The sequence below is a fragment of the Legionella sp. PATHC035 genome (genome assembly GCF_026191115.1).
GTDB lineage: Bacteria > Pseudomonadota > Gammaproteobacteria > Legionellales > Legionellaceae > Legionella.
In genome coordinates this window covers 1-17,018 of sequence record NZ_JAPHOT010000001.1, presented here as the reverse complement: position 1 = coordinate 17,018, position 17,018 = coordinate 1, and the positions used below count along the sequence as shown (strand labels likewise).

The following is a 17,018-nucleotide window of genomic DNA, read 5'->3' as shown; positions in this document are numbered from 1 at the left end:
ACAATACTATTTATGCTTCTTGCTCTGCTAAAGCATAGGATTGCAAAGTAGTTTGAGTTAAATCCAACAACTCCCTGATTGCAACAAAAAACATAGTATAGTTCAGTACTGTACTTGCTTTCAGATCAGCCAAAATATAGCGCCAACGTTGAATTAAAGAGCGGTGAGACTCTCCCCAAGAAGCAAGGCGTGCTTGGAAATCAGGGTTATCTCCATCGTAGTTGATCAAGCCAGCTGTAAGTTGGCGTTGTTGCCAATCCAGATCATCTCGTAAAGCCTCGCGAGATAATGACTCCCAATGATTCTCACTTGGATGCATGATAATTTGTTTTCTTATCCAAGCAAGATCCAGGAACTCACCAATTCCAAAATAAATTTCAGCAACCTGAGCTACTTTCATATTTTTCTTGTGAGCGATATCTATAATGTCTGTTGCGGCAAACAAGCCTCGTGTAACAGTTAACTCATGCGCTAGAGCTGGGGGAATACCTTCATCAATAAGCTCTTGTTTGTGCTCTTCATATCGTGCTCGCCGCTCCTCATTCAATAAGGCTGGGGCAGACATCTTCAGCTCAACAACCCCTTGTGCATAAAGTTTTACAACTTCAGAAATGTCAACAGATCGACGTTGACTACGTAAGAACCAGCGTGTAATGCGTCGCGCTAATCTTGAATAAAGCATCATCATTTCTACTTGCTTTTTAGCGCTTACCTTGTTACCCAATTCCTCAATTTGCTTCCAAACAGACTCTAAATTGAGTACAGAGCGAGTAATCATATAAGCTCTTACAATGGCTGAAACTGGTGCACCTGTTTCATCCTGCAATCTGTAAACGTAAGTAAAGCCCATTTCGTTCACGATAATATTGCTTAATCGGGTTGCAATAATTTCTCTTCTTAGCTGATGCGATTGCATTTGCTTGCTAAATCGTTCTTGCAATGGCTTAGGAAACGAGCTAATTAAAAATTGCGTCATATAACTTTCTTCAGGAACGCCGGAGGCCAAAATTTGCTCCTTCAGAATAGTTTTGCTGTAACACATCAATACGGCAATCTCAGGACGCATCAAACCTTTGCCCATCAACTTACGCTCTAAGATGACCTTTTCATCCGGTAAGTACTCAAGATTTCGATCGATTTTCCCTGTACGCTCTAATTCGCTTATATAACGACTTTGCAAATCCAATGCTTGTAGAGGCTGTGATGCAGATAAGCTAATTGCCCGTGTTTGTAAGAAATTGTCACGAAGTACCAGTTTACTAACTTCATCGGTCATCTCAACCAAGAGTTCATTGCGTTGTTTTGGAGTCAAATCACCTACCGCAACAATACCATTAAGTAGAATCTTAATATTCACTTCTTTATCAGAGCAATTAACGCCACCTGAGTTGTCAATGAAATCGGTATAGACCATTCCGCCATTGAGCGAGTATTCAACTCGTGCCAGTTGGGTTAAACCCAAGTTACCGCCCTCACCCACAACTTTACATCGTAATTGTTTTGCATTAACCCGGGTTGCATCGTTGGTTCGATCACCAACATTTGCATTTGATTCAGTGCTGGCTTTAACATAAGTTCCAATTCCTGCACTCCAAAGTAAGTCAACCTTTGCTTTCAAAATCGCTTTGATTAACTCATTTGGTTCAATTTCATTTTGCTTAATTCCAAAAACTGCTTGCATTTCCTTACTGACTGGAATTGATTTAGCATTACGATTAAATACACCACCTCCTTTGGAGATAAGCTTTTTATCGTAATCTGTCCAGTTTGATCGGGGTAAATGAAACAAACGCTCACGTTCTTTAAAACTGGCCTCAGCATCAGGATTGGGATCGATAAAAATATGAATATGGTTAAAGGCACCGACTAATTTGATGTGTTTTGATAACAACATACCATTGCCGAAGACATCTCCAGCCATATCGCCAATACCAACCACAGTAAAATCATTATTTTCTATGTCTATATTCAATTCATAGAAATGACGTTTCACTGATTCCCATGCTCCTTTGGCAGTAATTCCCATTTTTTTATGGTCATAACCTATTGAGCCACCTGATGCAAAAGCGTCACCTAACCAAAAACCATATTCTAATGAAATGGCATTAGCCAGGTCAGAGAAAGTTGCGGTACCTTTATCTGCGGCGACCACAAGATAAGGATCATCTTCATCATAACAGATAACATTTTCGGGCTTGACAACCTTGCCTTCAACATAATTATCAGTAATATCCAATAGTCCTCGAATAAATAATTGATAACAGCCTATTCCTTCAGCCATTATTTCTTCACGTGTTCCATTTACTGGCAACAGCTTAGGTACAAAACCTCCTTTAGCGCCACTAGGTACAATGACAGAATTTTTTACTTGTTGTGCCTTCATCAAACCAAGTATTTCGGTTCGGAAATCTTCTCTGCGATCAGACCAACGTAAACCACCACGTGCCACCTTGCCACAGCGCAAATGTACCCCTTCAAAACGTGGGGAATAAACAAAGATTTCAAACATAGGATGTGGTTTGGGCACACCTGGAATGATCTTACTGTTTAACTTAAGCGAAATATAAGGCTTATGATGACCATCGGTATTTAACTGGTAAAAATTAGTGCGTAAAGTGGCACTAATCGCATGGATGTATTGTCTAATTATTTTATCTTCGTCAAGATTGGATACGGTATCCAGATCAGCTAATATTTCAATGGATAAATCGGTAAAGCGATCTTCTCGATTAGGATCATTAGCAGGATTACAACGAATTTCAAAGAGTCTCACTAACTTTTTAGCGATAGCAACATTATTATTTAATGCCGTTTCCATATAGTCTTGGCTAAAAGTAATACCAATTTGCTTAAAGTACTTAGCATAAGTACGTAAAACAGCAACCTCTCGCCAATTAAGTCCTGCTGCTAAAACGAGCTGATTAAATCCATCATTCTCAGCTTGTCCAAACCAAACCTTGGCAAACGCATTTTGGAATAATTCTTTAATTTCATCCAGATCAAACTCAATTGGTTTATTGTATTGCATGGCAAACTCATTAATCCAAGCTACCTTGCCATCCTCAAATTTTAATGGGTATGGACGTTCACTAATCGCACGTAAACCCAACTTTTCCAATATAGGCAAAACATCAGATAAAGGAATAGTGGTATCATGTTGATACACTTTGAGTCTGAAACTGTTTTCTGATTCATCCAATGGCTTATAAAAATTAATACCTAACGGCTGCTCTGGTGTGAGTAATTCAATATGTTTAATATCATAGACCGCTGTTCTTGCTGGAAACGTATCACTATAAGCAAGAGGAAATGCATTTTTATAACGAGCATAGAGACTGTTTGCCTGCTCCTCTCCATAAGCCTCGTATAAATGAGTTTGCAAATCATCTGTCCAAGAACGTCCTGCATCAATCAATTTCTTTTCAATTTCTTTTAAATCGTACTCAAAGGGCAAATTTGGGTTAATTTTAATGATAAAATGAACTCGCGCCAGAACAGACTCGGTAAACTGAGTTGAATAGGTAGTCTCAATCGAGTTAAAACTCTCATCAAGAATTTTCTTCATTGCCATTCTTAATTCAGTATTAATTCTGTCCTTAGGAACATACACCAAACATGAGACGAAGCGGTGATAAACATCGACGCGTGCGAATAATCGAATACGCTTTCTGTCTTGCATGTAAAAAATACCCATTGCAATTTCCAGAAGCTCGTCTTCTGTTCCCTGAATCAAATCATCTCGTGGCAACGTTTCAAGAATGTTTAGCAAAACCTTACCCGCATGACTTCGTGGATTTAGTTTCGAGTTTTCCATAATGAGCGCTACCTTGCGTCTCAAAAATGGAATTTGTTTGGGGTTAGTATGATAGGCAGCAGAAGTGTAAAGGCCAATAATTCTTCTTTCACCAATCACATTTCCTTGAGCATTAAATCTTTTGATTCCTATATAGTCAGTGTAGGCATCTCGATGAACGCTTGCTAGGGTGTTTGTTTTTGAGGTAACTAAAATACGAGGAGATAGGGTAAACTCACGCGCCTCAGGTGTCATCGCAGAAATGCTACGTGCCATTGATTTAGTAACACTTTCACGTAGAAGTCCTAACCCAGTTTTAGGCACAGCTTGTAACACCGTTTCTTTACCTTTTTCCACTAATTCATAATCCCTCATCCCTAAAAAAGTGAAATGATGGTCTTCAATCCAATGTAAAAATGCCTTAGTCTCTTCCACCTCATCCAAATCAAGCACAGAAGATACCTTATCAATTTCTGAAATGGCTTCTCGAACTTCCGCGCGCATTTTTTCCCAATCTTCGTAAACTACTCGGTTATCTTCGAGGGCCCGTTCACATCCTTGGTGTAGTTCTTCCAGAATCTTGGGATCTGTTTGTCGATCAATTTCAAGAAATATGGGCGCTTCATGAATCACCCCTTTTTCATCCAGCATCTGATTACGGGGTAAGATCTCAGAAACTCGATTATTTTTATCTCTTTTAACGCGAATCCCGCCCATATGGATAGTTAGATGAGAAGATAATCCCATTCTATGGATTACTAAACGGATTGAATCGACCAAAAAAGGCATATCATCACAAATTACTTCAATTACGGTATGCGTGGTTTGCCATCCATGACGCTCATAATCTGGATTATAGATTCTAATTTTCGTCTCATGCGGTGCACGCTCATTAATTAATGACCAAAAATTTACTACGGCGCCATAAAGATCATCGACAGTCCATGCATTAAGATCTTCCATGGCTACAGTACCATAGAGCTGTTTCGCAAATTCGGCGCAAAACTCGGTTTGCTCACCAATCATAGAGCTTCTAATCCTATCCACAATGGCTTCAATTAATATATCTTTACCCTCTTCAAATTTATAAGACATTGTTGTTTTACCTCGTCGATTTTGCCTCAGCCCTACAGCGAGAATTATTGTTTAAAAAATAAGCAGCCGCTCTCAGCTAACCAGTTGATGTACTAGATAGTTGGGAGTGGCTCAAAAAATTATGTCGTATTAAGTACTGTTGGCATTCACCCCAAATGTAAAAGTCAACAAGCCTTAATATCATGAATCACTAATCGCTACGGTTTTAGTATTTACAAATTCTAATATACCTTCCTTGGATAGTTCACGACCATAGCCTGATTCTTTTATTCCGCCAAATGGTAATCTGGGATCTGAAGCTACAAAAGCATTAACAAAACATGCCCCAGCCTCTATTTCATGAGTAGCTATATGCTCTCCTTTCTCCAAATCACGGGTAAAAACTGCCGCCCCTAAACCATATTGGCTTTGATTTGCATAAGCAATACCTTCTTTCTCATTATCGGCTGTGATAATCGCAATAACAGGGCCAAATAATTCTTCATCAAAAGCAGGCATGCCAGGTGTAACCTCAGTCAGCAATGTTGGCGGATAATAAAAGCCTTTTCCTTCGGGAATTATACCACCTACCAATAATTTAGCACCTTGTTTCAGTGATTTTTCTACTTGAATATGCAAGTTTTCTCGTAAATCTGCACGAGCCAATGGACCAAGTTTGGTTTCTGAATCAAGTGGATCACCCATTTTAAATGTGGACATATACTCAGTAATTTTTTGTACTAACTCTTTTTCAACTGATTTTAAAACAATGATGCGCTTAGCAGCAATACAGACTTGACCTGAGTTATTAAGTCTTGAATTAACGATACATTCGGCTGCCAGATCCAGATCAGCGTCATCAAGGACGAGATAAGGATCGCTTCCACCCAGTTCTAACACAGATTTTTTTAAATACTTTCCAGCATGGCTCGCTACAGCACTACCTGCTCGTCCGCTCCCTGTCAAGGTAACTGCAATGACATGAGGATCTTCAATAATCCTAGCTGCACCATCATTATCAACAATTAAATGTTGAAAAACGTACTCTGGAAAACCTGCCTCCAAAAATAATTCTTCAATTTTGTTCCCTGTGCCCGTTGAAATAGGTGCATGCTTCAAAACCGCCACATTTCCAGCCATCAGCGTAGGTACTGCAAAACGAAAAACCTGCCAAAAGGGAAAATTCCATGGCATGATGGCAAAAACAATGCCGAGCGGTACATGACATACTTTTGCCTTTTTCATATCGGTTTTGACTATTTTTGGAGCGAGGTATTCTTCCGCATGTTCTGCGTAATGCTCACACAACCAGGCGCATTTATTAATTTCGGCTCTACCCGCACTAATGGGCTTACCCATTTCAGTTGCCATTAAATGAGCCAACTCATCTACTTTTGATTTTAAGAGAGATGCAAGTTGTAACATGAGCGTTTTTCTTTGGCTAAAAGATGTCTTTTTCCATGTCATAAAAGCCTCATGGCCTTTGTCTAGTCTTTTATGAATTTCGTGTTCATTAAGGCATTCATAGCTTTGTAGTATTTGTTCCGTTGCGGGATTTACAGTTTGAATTTTCATGATCTCTCCATACAGAATAAAGTATATTTAACTAAAGTTATCAACTCTCCTTGCACACTACTTTTGATTATTGATACTATTTTTATGTTTTTTATCTTTTGACAAAAGAATACTAGTTTAACTCAATATATGAATACAATTATTTAAATATTTTAAGAAACCCAATTTAAGAGATAATGCTTTTAGGCAATTTTTTTTATTAACACTAGGATAATTAATGAATTTAAGCAAACAGCAATTCCATCCATTACAATACGTAGCAGCTTGGTCAGTGCACGTCTTTACTGCAAGTGCAGCGTGTATTGGTATCTTTTCATTGGTAAAAATGTATCAACACGAATATATTTTTGCTTTATGGCTTATGCTTATCACGGTTGTTATTGATGCAGTTGATGGAAGTCTTGCTCGTTTGTTTAACATAAGGAAAATTTTACCTCAAATAGACGGCGCCCTTCTGGATAATATTGTTGATTACTTGAATTACGTAATAACCCCTTGCTTTTTCTTGCTCGTCAAACCGGGCATGCTTCCGCCTAACTATTCAGTCTTCATAATTGCAGCAGTTTCAATTACTTCTGCCTATCAATTTTGTCAGTCTGATGCAAAAACGCCAGATCATTTTTTTAAAGGTTTTCCTTGCTACTGGAATATTACCATTTTATATATGTTTATTTTTAACACGTCGGCGACAACAAATGCCGTTATATTAACTATTCTTTCCATACTTATTTTTGTCCCTGTAAAATATGTTTATCCCTCGAGACTTGATTATTTAACAGATTCGAGAATATTAAAGATATTGATGCATATTTGCTCCGCCATTTATGCAGTGAGTTCGATTTTTTTACTCATTAGCTATCCAAATACAAACATTATTTGCCTTAGCCTTTCTTTAGCATATGTTGGGATGTATCTTTTTTTAAGTTTTTATAGAACTTATTACCCGATGATTAAGGCAAAAATTTCCGCTCATAAGGAATAGCGCTGCTATTTTTTTATTGTAGGATAGACTTTGTATTTTTTATGATTAAAATAACCCCCAAATTTTACTTATTGAGGTAGTTATGTCTTTATTTCATCAGTTCAATAAATCTTTTGTTTTCTCCATTATTCTTATAAGCTCCACACAAGCAGCAAGTACATTTCCAAGGGGTTGTGAAGTTGTAGGTTTTGGTTATAGTCAAAATTATCTAATTTTAAATGAGACAGGAAATCAATCTTACTATTTAATACAAAATCATTCTGACTCTAGAATCGAATTAGAACGTGTCAATACCGAGGAGGCATTTATGAGCCCTCCATTACATGCTACATTAGATCCACTGAATTGGGGTGCATTTGCCTCTGATGTCAAAAATTTAAATTTTAAGTGTTATAAACGCACCGATGAAAAGACTACTCTCGTTGACTGCCGAAATGTATTAGAAGTATGCCAATATCCACGGGTTAAATTTGCCCTAAGTAATATGGGAAATTATTGGATTTCATTTAATAAACCTCAAGGCACAATTATACAAGAGTCAGTAGCAAAAGGGATTTATTTAAAATGGTGATATGTGGCTAAAAAAATATTTATTTTTTTGGGAGTCATTGGCTCCCTCATTATAGTGTACGGTCTTTTGAAGTATTTTGGGACGACTCCACCCAAACTTCATTCTCAATTGCATTATTTTATTGGCGGTGTTGCATTACTTATAACGGCAATCTATTTCAGATTGCTTTTTTTTATAGCACTTCAAATAATTCTTATCGCAGGGCATGCGGCTATTTTATTAGGAAGTGGCCCATATACTCAGTTTTTCTTACCCATATTATTGTGCTGCCAACTACTCACATTTTATTTAATGTTTGGAAAAGAAAGTAGTGTATTTTTAATTTTGGGAATTTTCGGAATTGCCTTGCTTTCTATGGGTTTTGCCTACAATGATAAGTGGATATTTTTTTCAGGGAGTACGTTTGTTGCGATATATGCCTACTACAGTGGGTACAAAGGATTATATGTTTCTTATATTTGGGCCATTTTGAATACAGTAATTGCCTTACTTGCACTTTATAGAATTATTTTAATGTGATATTTGAAACAAAGAACAATTCAGGGTGCATGCTTGAACGATTATTAGCTTGGAAAACCCGGGCTAGCTCTCGCTTCACCCGGGTTACGATACTAGAGATATTTACTTAGCTGGAATAATTTCTACATGCAATTTAGCAACAACATCGCTGTGAACATGTATCTCAACTACAAAACTACCGATTGAGTGAAGAGGACCTTCAGGCATTACGATTTCACGTTTGACTACATCAATGCCTTTTTCAGTTAAAGCATCTTTGATTTCATTAATACCAACGGAACCATATAATTTACCTTCATCGCTCGCCATGGCGCTAATAACTAAATTGGTGTCATTTAATTTAGCAGCACGTTGCTCAGCAGTAGCAAAAGATTGTTGTGCCTTTTTTTCAAGCTCAGCTCGACGTTTTTCGAACATCTCGATATTCTTTGGTGTTGCAAATACCGCTTTATTTTGTGGTATTAAAAAATTACGGCCATAACCTGATTTTACATTTACTTTATCACCCAGGTTACCTAAATTTCTCACTTTTTCTAATAAGATAACTTCCATCTTAATAACCCCTTAAATTGATTCGCCAACCCTTGAAGGTAAATACGATCTAAAATTAACTAAACTATCTAATGAACCAAGGACAATGCAGGCACATAATACAAAAGTTGGTTTCACTAACATTAATAACATTAATAAAATGAATACCTTAACTTGTCTCTTACGAGAGAAAATAAAATAAACCAGACCAAATCCAGAAGCCAAGAAATAACACAGCACTATTGGAAGGACATTCATAGCCAAGGGAATTTCATAAAAAGTTGCCAACGAAACACCCAAGAAAACTAAAAATGAGAGTCTACCACTTCGAAATGCCATGAGCTCATTCCTGAAACCACCAGGTAAAAATAATTTGGCTTGCATTGCTCGTGCAAACATCAAGGAAATTGTTGCAGAAACAATGACGCTTAATATCTGAATGCCGAAGAATAACTGAGCCAAAATTAATGAACTTATGCCACTCAGAGCAGAATCAACCACTTCCTGGTATTGTGTCAAAATCAATTTAAATTGATTATATTGCTCCACAATAAAACCAGGCGCTAAAAGTTGAAGGAACAAACATCCCAAAAAGGCCAGCACAAAAAATACCCCGGCTACTGCTTGCCACTTTTCAGTATTTCGCAAACTCAAAGCTGCAAAATAACAGGGCAAATAAGCAATTAGGGTATTAATTATTGCTCCGGATAATGGAATTAACATCATCAGTGGAACAGAATGAATAATAAGCGCAGGCAACAAAACATCAAAACCAGATTTTGCACCCTTTCTTAAGGTTACTAAACTAACTAAAGCAACTGAAAGCCAAGAGGCGAAAGGTAACACTGAAAAAATAACAGCATAAAGAATCGCTTGCTGCTTACTTTCAAGTATTACCTTACATTGTCTTGTTATAAAATTGCCTGCTCGCATCATTATTATTTATTTATGGCTATCACAATAAGGCAACAGACCAAGAAATCTGGCTTGCATAATTGCTCTTGCTAATTGTCTTTGAAAACGAGTTTGTGTACCAGTAATACGACTTGGTACAATTTTTCCGGTTTCAGAAATGTAATTTTTCAATAAATTGATATCTTTATAATCAATCTCATTACCGCCTTCAGCACTGAAACGGCACATTTTTTTTCTACGAAAATAAGCTGACATAAATAAGACTCCTCTTAAGCCGATCTGGTTTCTTTTTCTTTCTTCATCAAAACAGATTCAGTAGTGATCGCTTGTTTTTGACGAGTAATTAAGTTTCTAATAATTGCATCATTGTATTTGAATGCATTTTTAATTTCTTCCAGAGCTTCAAGACTACACTCAATATTCATAAGAATGTAGTGCGCTTTATGAACATCACTTATTGGGTAAGCTAATTGACGACGACCTAAGTCCTCTTTTCGGTGGATCACACCATTGTGCTTGCTTATGATCCCTTCATAGCGCTCAACCATTGCTGGTACTTGTTCGCTTTGATCCGGGTGCACAAGAAACATAATTTCATAATGTCTCATGATTTCTCCTTGTGGATGAAGCCTCCTGTCATCAAAAACAACAGTAAGGCAAGGTTTATAAAAAAAGCTGCCAATTATAACCATTTTAAGTACATCATACAATTATGATTCGATTAAAAAGTGACGAATTTTCTAGGTAAACTGAAGAACAACGGGAATGAAGTTAATTTTTATAGATTTGTATTAATTTTTTAGTGACAAGTATCTATGAATTAGGTTACCGTGCAGTAAGAAAATATTATTGATTTTACAATCAACTTATCTAAAAGTCACAGAGGTTTTTAATGGATATAATTTCTCTTCAGTTTGAAGAACCTTTAATAATTCATATTGGTGATGCTACTGTTAAAATTTTAGCTTTTAAAACACAAGAACATGGAAATATTAAGTTCGGTGTTGACGCGCCAAGATCGGTGAATGTGCATAGAGAAGAGATTTTTCATGCAATAAAGCAAAAGCAACAGCTTTTAGAAACGGTTGAATAATCTCCTAAATGAGTCAGGTATCATCACGCTCGATTATGTTTTGTGCCGGATTGATTCTGGCATTATCCTCTATTTCCTTTTTAATCAACTCTTTATTTTATAAATATCCAGGTAATAACTACTTTCCTGAAGGTATACCTTATTTAGCATTAACATTAATTCTTATGAATCTTGGATTAATTCTTTATTTTCCCAAAAGCAGTAAGTTTGTACAAGCTGGAAGAGAGTTGATTTATCTTTTTATGGTTATGAGTGTCGTGGCCATCGCAACCAATGCAGTACAATTAACCCCTTTTCCTGCAATTGATCACTCTATCGTTGCCTTCGAAAGGCACTTATCTATCCATATGGAAAAAGTTTTAATCTGGACAGATAACCATCCTCACTTTAAATACGTATTAGGTAAAATTTATGACACCCTGCCTTACCAAATGAGCATTTTACCTATGTTAATCATTATTACATGTCGTTTTCATCTGATCAGAGAGTATTATTTTTATATGTTGTCTACCGTTTTAATTGGTTTTGTCATTTATTACTTCTTTCCAACAACTGCTCCAGCAAGTGTCATCAACAGTCCTTTATTTTCCCCTGAGCAAATAGATACTGGTCTTAAATTCAGACAAATCCACCATTATATTCATCCAACTACAAATGAGGGTGGATTAATAGCTCTTCCCTCCTTTCATACAATATGGGCAATATTATGTGTGAACTTGCTAAGAGAATGGCCAATTCCTTATTTTATCTTGATGATAATCAATGTATTGCTTATCGCATCCTGCGTTTTACTGGGCTGGCATTATGTCATCGATATTGTGGCGGCTTTAATCATCTTGCTCATCAGCCATCTCCTTTTGAAATACTGTAGTCAAGATAGAGCACCGTTCATATCACATGAATCAAAAAGCGGATAAATTATTTTAAATCGTGTAATCCGTATGATCCGAATACAAGGGTAGCTCTTTTACTCAATTTTTCGTATTAAGCCTGTAGGATATGCGAGCTCATTTTGAATTATTTTGTTGTTATTGACGCTGATGAGATTGTGAATTCTTAATTGATTTTGTAGTTCTGATTGTAAGGATTCATTATGTTGTTCACTCAAAAGAGGATGCATTTGTATTACCCAGCCTCCTTCATGTTTTCCAATTTTTACTGGTTCGTTGATGACCCGGACCGGTGTTCCTATTGGAACCACACGAAAAAGATATTCGATATCATCGGGAAACATACGAATGCATCCCGCACTGACACGCATACCAATACCATCGAGTCTGTTTGTACCGTGAATTAAAAAGGTTGGCCATTGCAGCCTCAGAGCATATTGACCGAGAGGATTATAAGGCCCTGAAGGAAACTCATCAGGAAGAAAATCACCATTTTTTTCTGCTTCAGCACGAAGATTTTCTGTTGGACGCCATTTAGGATTTGCCTCTTTTGCAATAATTTTGGTTATCCCCAAGGGAGTACTCCAACCTTTTCGACCAATACCAACAGGGAAAGTAATCACCACGTTCTCATGTTTAGGAAAATAATACAGTCGATATTCAGCGAGATTAATAACAATCCCTTTTCTAGGGACACTAGGCAAGATGTACTGTGCTGGGATAACAAGCCGAGAATTACCGATCACATGCTGGGAATTGAGTTGAGGATTTGCTCTGAGAATTTCATAAAAACCAACATCAAAACGCTTTCCTATCTCATCTATCGTTTCATTTGCTTCCGATAGTGTGTATTGAACTTCTCCAACAACGTCTCCAGCTGCAGGTAAAACTAAGGTTGTTGCATAAGAAAAACAGATGCAAAAGAACTCTAAGAAAATTAAAAAAAATAGCCTTTTTTTGTTTAAGAACATTTGCAATGTTTTATCCATCTTAGTAATCCGGATTAATGCAGAACAATTGGAGATTTTTGCTGTCATCTCGGGCGCAACGAGGGTTGTCCCATTGATTTATCCATGCTAAAGCATGGGGAGCCCTCGTTGCACCCAGAATGACTTCTGATTATATTTTAAAAAAACCGCAGAAACAGATCATAAACTTTCATCTACTTTAAAACGCTTACCATATTTGGATTCAAGGGTCTTGAATAAATTTTCTAAATTATTTGTTCCAAAATCCTTGGCGTAGTTCATAGGGCCGCCACGAAATGGAGCAAATCCTGTAGCGAAAATCATGCCGGCATCAAGTAAATCCGCATCAGCAACCACACCTTCACGCAAACAGGCAGCTGACTCATTGACCATTCTTAGAATTAACCGATCGGCAATATGGGGATCAATTGGTGTGCTAGGCTGTTTTTTAATTGGTTTACCATTTTTATATTGATAGATACCTTGGCCTGTTTTACGACCCAGTTTGCCTTCTTTAACCATATCACGTAGTCTTTGCGGAACCGTTCCGCCAAAATGACTTGTCAGATTTTCTGCAACAGCTAAACCAACATCCAGTCCTACGGTATCTGCCAGCTCGACTGGCCCCATGAACATACCAAATGACAGGGCTGCTTCATCAATAGTTTCAGCACTATACCCCTCATCCAATAATTGAACACACTCCATGAGATAAGGCATTAAGACTCGATTGACTAAAAATCCTGGGCTGGATTTAACGGGTAATGGTAACTTGCCAATTTGATTAACAAAAGCGCACGAATTAACTTCAACTTTTTTAGCGGTTTGTGCACTACTCACTACCTCAACCAAATCCATCTTGGCAACTGGATTAAAGAAATGAATTCCAACCAGACGATTAGGATTGCTCATTACACTACTCATTTCATCTAGAGGTATGCTGGATGTATTGGTTGCGATAATGGCATCTTTTTTAGCAAGTTTTTCAACTTTTTTCATGATTTCTTGTTTTACTGCAAGATTTTCGAAAACCGCTTCAATAATGACATCAGCTCTTGCGATTCCGTGTCCTTCGGGATCAGGGATTAAATTATCCATCGCAGCCTGAATAAGTCGAGGTTTACGTAATTTTTTCTTATACAAAGCATGAGCACGACCAATCGCAGGAGCAATTTTATCGTACGATTGATCTTGTAAGGTGACTCGCAATCCACGTAGTGCGCACCAAGCAGCAATATCGCCACCCATTACACCTGCACCAATAACATGGATATGATTCGCCTTAAAATCACTACCTTTTGCAAAACCTTTTAAACGCTCGCGTAATGAAAAAGCGCGAATTAAATTTTTTGAAGTAATGCCTGTTGATACTAAATGCTCTACAGAGTCTATTTCCTTTAAATAAGCCCTATCACCCATACCCCCTTCTTTTTCCCACAGATCAATAATGGCATAAGGTGCTGGGTAATGTTCTTTTCGTACTCGCTTAGCCACATTGCGTCGCATTAAAGCAGCAATAGGCTTTCTCAGCCACGCCTTATTCGTTAATCCCTGTACAAATGAAGGTTTATGTTTCGCTGGTTTATTTTTAATAAAATAGACCGCAGCTCGTTTCAACTGACGTATTGGCACTACATCATCAACCATTCCTAAACTCTTGGCTTTTGCTGCAGGTACTGCACTTCCGGTTAAAATAATTTGTGACAGAGCATTGAAACCACCGATTAACTGAGGTAGACGTACCGAGCCACCCCAGCCAGGATGTATACCCAACATCACTTCAGGCAAGCCGATACGGGTATCTTTTTCATCGCTAGCGACTCGATAGGTACAGGCCAAAGCCAACTCATAACCACCGCCCATACAGAAACCGTCTATCATAGCAACGCTAGGAATTGTTAGAGCCTGTAGCCGAGCAAACACTGCTTGACCTTTACGCAGGAAATCTACAGCCTGGGATGGAGTTTCAAATTTTGAAAAAGCATTGACATCCGCACCAGCGATAAAACCTTTTTCTTTAGCTGAATAAACAATCAAACCAACAGCGGTTTTATCCTGTGATATTTCATGAAGCAGACTATTCAGTTCATCCAATACTTCCTCATTAATACTGTTCACAGTCGTATCTTTTCTGTCTAGGCCTAACCACAGAATATTGTCACTGTCTCGTTGCAAGTCCCAATGTTTGTAATTATTCATGTCCTTTCACCTCAGTCACTCGTTCAAGATACATTGCCCCGCCCTGTCCTCCACCGATACAGATAGAAGCCATACCTCGCGACTCATTTCTTTGTTCTAATGATTTTAAAACGTGCAAGACAATACGCGCACCGCTTGCACCAATTGGATGCCCAGCTGCAATTGCTCCTCCATCACGATTAAGTTTTTCTAAAGAAGGACCACCTAGGGCTTTTTCTAGACCTAATTGAGTGCGGCAATACTCATCGTCATTCCAAGCCGCAACGCAACCCAGAACTTGTGCAGCAAACGCTTCGTTGATTTCCCAACTGTCTATATCTTCCATTTTTAATTTTTGTCTTTGTAAAATAGGTGTTACAGCATGAACAGGACCAAGCCCCATTTGAGAAGGATCAAGCGCAGACCATTGTGAGTCGACAATTCTACCTATTACTTTTAATCCATGCTTTTTGACTGCTTCAGCACTCGCTAATAGTAATAAGCAAGCCCCATCCGTTATTTGCGAACTATTGCCTGCGGTCACCATTCCATATTTTTTATCAAAAAAAGGCTTTAACTTGGCTAATTTTTCCACTGTTGAGTCCGCTCTTAAGCCATCATCTTGTGGATAAATTTTTCCTTTATAATCAATAAGCGGTGATACCTCTGTCATTCTATTTTCGTTATAGGCTTTTGCAAGTCTTAAATGACTTTGATTGGCAAACTCATCCATTTGTTCACGAGAAAGATGAAAACGGAAAGCAACTTTTTCAGCTGTTTGTCCCATGTTCATGCCAACAATGGGATCTGTAAGACCACGCAGTAAAGCAATAACAGGAGCAAGATAAGCAGGTCTGAATTGTGTGATAAGGCCTAATTTTTGTCCCATACTCTTAGCAGCATACCAATTGGCTAGCCAAGATGCCATTTTTTGATTGAACAATAAAGGAGCATGACTCATCGCATCAGTACCACCTGCAAGAATTAAATCACTGCGCCCACTCGCAATTTGGATAGCTGCATTATCGAGTGCCTGCATTCCAGAAGCACAATTTCTCATCACTGTAAAAGCAGGTACGCTGTTACCACATCCCAACCGTAAAGAGACAACTCGAGCAATATTTGCCTCATCTGGACTAGGCATGGCGCAGCCAATAATCACTTCATCCAACTCAGTTGGAGCAAAAGGCTGGCGGTTTAATAAAGTCATCCCTGCAGCTACCGCTAAATCAGATCCAGAAAAAGGACCTATTCCCTTGGCTTTGAGAAATGGTGTTCGATTTCCATCAACTACATACACCTCTCGACCATGTAAATTCGACTTCTGTTTCATCGATCCTCCTTATTTTAATTGCGGTCACATCACTGCAACGAGTTCCATTTCAATTGGCAATTCTCAACGCGTTGCATGTCCTCATGGAGATAACAAAAAGAACGAAAATCTTTTAACTTAACGCCATTACTCTCCACTGACACTGGTTCTGATTTATAAATGATAAAGAGTAGCAGTAATCATAAGAATTTGGAATTTTTATAAGTCATTAAAATATAAAATTATTAAATTAACTTTTGAATAAGTAAGTACCATTTGTTTAGCAAAAAAATGCGCGCATACTGATTAACTATAGATCATTTCAAGCAACTCAAGACTTAGTCTATCAACTTTACGCTGCAATTTATAAATAATTCATATTGACGGCATCAAAATACCTGATATACTCCCCAGCCATTGATTGGAGAGATGGCCGAGTGGTCGAAGGCGCTCCCCTGCTAAGGGAGTATGGGAGAAATCCCATCGAGGGTTCGAATCCCTCTCTCTCCGCCAGTCAACGCGCCCGTAGCTCAGTTGGATAGAGTATCTGGCTACGAACCAGGGGGTCGGAGGTTCGAATCCTTCCGGGCGCGCCATTTCCAAGTAAAAATCAAAAA

At 38.0% G+C, this 17,018-nt stretch carries 14 protein-coding genes and 2 tRNA genes; 7 read left to right on the top strand and 9 right to left on the bottom strand.

The window, feature by feature from the left end:
* Positions 1–10: 10 nt before the first annotated feature.
* Both OQJ13_RS00080 and OQJ13_RS00075 read right to left on the bottom strand, forming a co-directional pair.
* Positions 11–4,888 (bottom strand): NAD-glutamate dehydrogenase, encoded by a 4,878-nt coding sequence (locus OQJ13_RS00080; protein WP_265708260.1) that lies wholly within the window; start codon positions 4,886–4,888, stop codon positions 11–13.
* A 180-nt stretch (positions 4,889–5,068) separates the two neighbouring features.
* On the bottom strand, positions 5,069–6,442 hold the full coding sequence (locus OQJ13_RS00075) for an NAD-dependent succinate-semialdehyde dehydrogenase (protein ID WP_265708258.1): 1,374 nt from the start codon (positions 6,440–6,442) through the stop codon (positions 5,069–5,071).
* Between the two features lie 217 nt (positions 6,443–6,659).
* On the opposite strand from OQJ13_RS00075, the gene pcsA reads away from it, so the two are divergent.
* From pcsA to OQJ13_RS00060, 3 genes are all read left to right on the top strand, one after another.
* Positions 6,660–7,424, top strand: coding sequence for a phosphatidylcholine synthase (pcsA, locus tag OQJ13_RS00070; protein WP_265708256.1), 765 nt, complete (start codon positions 6,660–6,662; stop codon positions 7,422–7,424).
* An 82-nt stretch (positions 7,425–7,506) separates the two neighbouring features.
* On the top strand, positions 7,507–7,995 hold the full coding sequence (locus tag OQJ13_RS00065) for an enhanced entry protein EnhB (protein WP_265708255.1): 489 nt from the start codon (positions 7,507–7,509) through the stop codon (positions 7,993–7,995).
* A gap of 3 nt (positions 7,996–7,998) precedes the next feature.
* Positions 7,999–8,514 carry a hypothetical protein gene (locus OQJ13_RS00060; protein WP_265708253.1) on the top strand — a complete coding sequence of 172 codons (516 nt, stop codon included), beginning with the start codon at positions 7,999–8,001 and terminating at the stop codon, positions 8,512–8,514.
* A 102-nt stretch (positions 8,515–8,616) separates the two neighbouring features.
* Here the strand turns inward: OQJ13_RS00060 and rplI are convergent, their stop codons facing one another.
* The 4 genes from rplI to rpsF are packed head-to-tail and all read right to left on the bottom strand — an operon-like array spanning position 8,617 to position 10,568.
* Positions 8,617–9,066 carry a 50S ribosomal protein L9 gene (rplI, locus tag OQJ13_RS00055; protein ID WP_028380668.1) on the bottom strand — a complete coding sequence of 150 codons (450 nt, stop codon included), beginning with the start codon at positions 9,064–9,066 and terminating at the stop codon, positions 8,617–8,619.
* A gap of 12 nt (positions 9,067–9,078) precedes the next feature.
* A complete protein-coding gene (locus OQJ13_RS00050) occupies positions 9,079–9,981 on the bottom strand; it encodes a hypothetical protein (protein WP_265708251.1) in 903 nt (300 codons plus the stop codon).
* Positions 9,982–9,987: 6 nt separating this feature from the next.
* Positions 9,988–10,215 carry a 30S ribosomal protein S18 gene (rpsR, locus tag OQJ13_RS00045; protein WP_010653600.1) on the bottom strand — a complete coding sequence of 76 codons (228 nt, stop codon included), beginning with the start codon at positions 10,213–10,215 and terminating at the stop codon, positions 9,988–9,990.
* Between the two features lie 14 nt (positions 10,216–10,229).
* The gene (gene rpsF, locus OQJ13_RS00040) at positions 10,230–10,568 is read right to left on the bottom strand and encodes a 30S ribosomal protein S6 (protein WP_010653599.1); all 339 of its coding nucleotides are present in this window, start codon (positions 10,566–10,568) and stop codon (positions 10,230–10,232) included.
* Positions 10,569–10,852: 284 nt separating this feature from the next.
* Between rpsF and OQJ13_RS00035 the strand changes: the two genes are divergently transcribed.
* Both OQJ13_RS00035 and OQJ13_RS00030 read left to right on the top strand, forming a co-directional pair.
* Complete coding sequence (locus OQJ13_RS00035) at positions 10,853–11,053, top strand: carbon storage regulator (protein WP_028380671.1); 201 nt, start codon at positions 10,853–10,855, stop codon at positions 11,051–11,053.
* A gap of 8 nt (positions 11,054–11,061) precedes the next feature.
* On the top strand, positions 11,062–11,970 hold the full coding sequence (locus OQJ13_RS00030; RefSeq protein WP_265708250.1) for a phosphatase PAP2 family protein: 909 nt from the start codon (positions 11,062–11,064) through the stop codon (positions 11,968–11,970).
* A 50-nt stretch (positions 11,971–12,020) separates the two neighbouring features.
* On the opposite strand, the gene OQJ13_RS00025 is transcribed toward OQJ13_RS00030, so the two are convergent.
* The 3 genes from OQJ13_RS00025 to OQJ13_RS00015 all read right to left on the bottom strand — a co-directional run bounded on the left by OQJ13_RS00025 (position 12,021) and on the right by OQJ13_RS00015 (position 16,422).
* Positions 12,021–12,980: a L,D-transpeptidase family protein gene (locus OQJ13_RS00025; protein ID WP_322783736.1), complete on the bottom strand. Its 960-nt coding sequence runs from the start codon at positions 12,978–12,980 to the stop codon at positions 12,021–12,023.
* Between the two features lie 111 nt (positions 12,981–13,091).
* Positions 13,092–15,110 carry a 3-hydroxyacyl-CoA dehydrogenase NAD-binding domain-containing protein gene (locus tag OQJ13_RS00020; RefSeq protein WP_265708248.1) on the bottom strand — a complete coding sequence of 673 codons (2,019 nt, stop codon included), beginning with the start codon at positions 15,108–15,110 and terminating at the stop codon, positions 13,092–13,094.
* Entirely contained in the window at positions 15,103–16,422 is a 1,320-nt protein-coding gene (locus OQJ13_RS00015; RefSeq protein WP_265708247.1) for an acetyl-CoA C-acetyltransferase, read from the bottom strand. The genes OQJ13_RS00020 and OQJ13_RS00015 overlap by 8 nt, the downstream gene beginning before the upstream one ends.
* 402 nt (positions 16,423–16,824) lie before the next feature.
* Between OQJ13_RS00015 and OQJ13_RS00010 the strand changes: the two genes are divergently transcribed.
* Together OQJ13_RS00010 and OQJ13_RS00005 are read left to right on the top strand one after the other, a co-directional pair.
* Positions 16,825–16,914 (top strand) — tRNA-Ser (locus OQJ13_RS00010).
* 6 nt (positions 16,915–16,920) lie between these two features.
* A tRNA-Arg gene (locus OQJ13_RS00005) sits at positions 16,921–16,997 on the top strand.
* The last annotated feature ends 21 nt before the right edge of the window (positions 16,998–17,018 follow it).

Excerpts from the sequence above, each read along its gene's own strand:
- OQJ13_RS00065 (WP_265708255.1), top strand. The coding sequence starts at position 7,507 with ATGTCTTTATTTCATCAGTTCAATAAATCTTTTGTTTTCTCCATTATT.
- rpsR (WP_010653600.1), bottom strand. The coding sequence starts at position 10,215 with ATGTCAGCTTATTTTCGTAGAAAAAAAATGTGCCGTTTCAGTGCTGAA.
- rplI (WP_028380668.1), bottom strand. The coding sequence starts at position 9,066 with ATGGAAGTTATCTTATTAGAAAAAGTGAGAAATTTAGGTAACCTGGGT.
- OQJ13_RS00025 (WP_322783736.1), bottom strand. The coding sequence starts at position 12,980 with ATGACAGCAAAAATCTCCAATTGTTCTGCATTAATCCGGATTACTAAG.
- OQJ13_RS00015 (WP_265708247.1), bottom strand. The coding sequence starts at position 16,422 with ATGAAACAGAAGTCGAATTTACATGGTCGAGAGGTGTATGTAGTTGAT.
- OQJ13_RS00080 (WP_265708260.1), bottom strand. The coding sequence starts at position 4,888 with ATGTCTTATAAATTTGAAGAGGGTAAAGATATATTAATTGAAGCCATT.
- OQJ13_RS00030 (WP_265708250.1), top strand. The coding sequence starts at position 11,062 with ATGAGTCAGGTATCATCACGCTCGATTATGTTTTGTGCCGGATTGATT.
- OQJ13_RS00035 (WP_028380671.1), top strand. The coding sequence starts at position 10,853 with ATGGATATAATTTCTCTTCAGTTTGAAGAACCTTTAATAATTCATATT.
- pcsA (WP_265708256.1), top strand. The coding sequence starts at position 6,660 with ATGAATTTAAGCAAACAGCAATTCCATCCATTACAATACGTAGCAGCT.
- OQJ13_RS00050 (WP_265708251.1), bottom strand. The coding sequence starts at position 9,981 with ATGATGCGAGCAGGCAATTTTATAACAAGACAATGTAAGGTAATACTT.
- OQJ13_RS00075 (WP_265708258.1), bottom strand. The coding sequence starts at position 6,442 with ATGAAAATTCAAACTGTAAATCCCGCAACGGAACAAATACTACAAAGC.
- rpsF (WP_010653599.1), bottom strand. The coding sequence starts at position 10,568 with ATGAGACATTATGAAATTATGTTTCTTGTGCACCCGGATCAAAGCGAA.
- OQJ13_RS00020 (WP_265708248.1), bottom strand. The coding sequence starts at position 15,110 with ATGAATAATTACAAACATTGGGACTTGCAACGAGACAGTGACAATATT.